The sequence below is a fragment of the Deltaproteobacteria bacterium genome, assembly GCA_009930495.1.
Classification (GTDB): Bacteria; Desulfobacterota; Desulfovibrionia; order Desulfovibrionales; family Desulfomicrobiaceae; genus Desulfomicrobium.
In genome coordinates this window covers 1-1,886 of sequence record RZYB01000329.1, presented here as the reverse complement: position 1 = coordinate 1,886, position 1,886 = coordinate 1, and the positions used below count along the sequence as shown (strand labels likewise).

At 65.9% G+C, this 1,886-nt stretch carries 3 protein-coding genes; all 3 read right to left on the bottom strand.

The window, feature by feature from the left end; genetic code table 11:
• A partial coding sequence (locus EOL86_14370) for an FAD-binding protein (protein ID NCD26757.1) occupies positions 1-429 on the bottom strand: 429 nt, incomplete at its 3' end.
• Positions 429-1,118, bottom strand: coding sequence for a dethiobiotin synthase (gene bioD, locus EOL86_14365; GenBank protein ID NCD26756.1), 690 nt, complete (start codon positions 1,116-1,118; stop codon positions 429-431). The genes bioD and EOL86_14370, both read right to left, overlap by 1 nt.
• A partial coding sequence (locus tag EOL86_14360; protein ID NCD26755.1) for an aminotransferase class I/II-fold pyridoxal phosphate-dependent enzyme occupies positions 1,115-1,886 on the bottom strand: 772 nt, incomplete at its 5' end. The genes EOL86_14360 and bioD, both read right to left, overlap by 4 nt.

The following is a 1,886-nucleotide window of genomic DNA, read 5'->3' as shown; positions in this document are numbered from 1 at the left end:
CCCGGCCCCGCCCTCGCCGAAGCAGTAGTTGGAGTGCGGATTGACCAGACCTTGGGAATAAATTTTCTTGATGTCCTTGAGCCGGGCGCGCGCGTCCCGACCGCGTTCCAGGACAATGGGTTTGATGCCGGCCTCAAGTAGGGTCAGGGCCGCGAAATACCCGCCCGGCCCGGCCCCGACCACGATGACCCGGTGGTTGCCAAGGGCCTTGGGCTGAAAGGTCGCGCCTTGCCTGTCCTGGCCGCCGATGGCCACGCGCAGCAGAAAACGCGGCATGCGCGCCCGGGCGTCGATGGACCGGCGTTCGACCTGGACGCGGACGAGGCCGTCATCGCTCAGTGCTGCCTTGGCCAGGGCCAGGGCGCGGATGGCCTGGCGGTCCTTGATGTGGTCCGGATCAACCAGAATCTCAACATGGATCGGTTCCATCAGTTTCTCCCCGAGGGTAAAAAGGATGCAAGCGCGGCGGTCATGATGGCCAGGGCCGAAGCCTTGGGCGCGCGCGGGTTGAGATGATCGATGACGCCCCAGACCCGTTGGTTCGACAGGTGTTCGATGGCCTGGCTGTTCTCGGCCCGTTCCTCGGCGGAGGCGGCGTTGTGCGGGTCCATGAGCACGGCACCCAGACAGGCCAGACCGGCGTCGGCCACGGCGCGCAGGGTCAGAACCGTGTGGTTGATGGTGCCCAGGGACGCCCGGCCTACCACCAGCACCGTGGCTCCGAGATCGCGGGCGAAGTCGAGCATGGTCCAGGATGCGGTTACGGGCACCAGGATGCCGCCCGCGCCTTCGACCACGGTTATGGGATGGCGGCCTGCGTGGTCGGTGACGAAATCCAGCAACTTGGCCGGGGCCACGGGGGCACCGGCGAAAAGCGGGGCCTTGGGCGCGGGCCGACACACGCCCGTGGCCTGGGCCGGAGTCATGCCCTGGGGCAGACCGCCGGGCAGATGGGCGGCGATGAAGGCCGCGTCCGAACCGTGGGTCGGGTCCGTACACCCGGTTTGGATTGGCTTGAGATAGACCGCTCCGTGGGGACCAAGCACATGCAGGGCCAGGAGACTGGCCACGGTTTTGCCTACGTCCGTGTCCGTGCCGGTAATGAAAAGAATGCTCATGAGATGCTCCGATTGGCCTGGACCAGGGCGTCGCGCAGCCGGGTGATATGTTCGAGTGTATGGTCGCGGGTCAGGCAGACGCGCAGGATGGCCCGGCCCAGGGGCACTGTGGGGTAGCGGGCCGCGAACACCAGGATGCCGGCGTCACGCAGGGCCTGGGCCAGATGCTGGCAGCGGTTTTCATCACCGACACGTACGGCCAGGATGTGCGCGCTTCCGGCCATGTCGAACCCGGCTTCGGTCAGGCGTGCGCGGGCCTGTTCGGACATGGCTGCCAGGTGGGCGCGGCGGTCGTCGGCCGTGCTCACGCGAGTCAGCATATACGCGGCCATGTCTCCGAACCAGGGCGGCAGGGCCGTGGTATAGATGAATCCCTGACCGAAATTGATGAGATACTCGCGCACGACACGCGGCAGGAGGAGAAAGGCCCCGAACAGGCCAAATGCCTTGCCGAAGGTGCCGACGACGATGTCGGCCACGCCATGGGACAGGCCGCGCCCACCGGGTCCAAGCACGCCCACGGCGTGGGCCTCGTCGACGATGGAAATAAAGTTAAAGCGACGCTTGAGTTTTTTGAGGACTTCGAAGTCCGGGCTGTCGCCGTCCATGCTGAACAGGGACTCGGTCAGGACCGCGCTGGCCGGGTGTATCTGGAGCAGTTTTTCCAGATGCGACATGCGGTTGTGCCGGAAGGTGTGAAAGGCGGCTCCACTGTGACGCACGCCGGCCATGGTGCTGGTGTGGGCGCGTTTGTCCAGAATAAGGGTG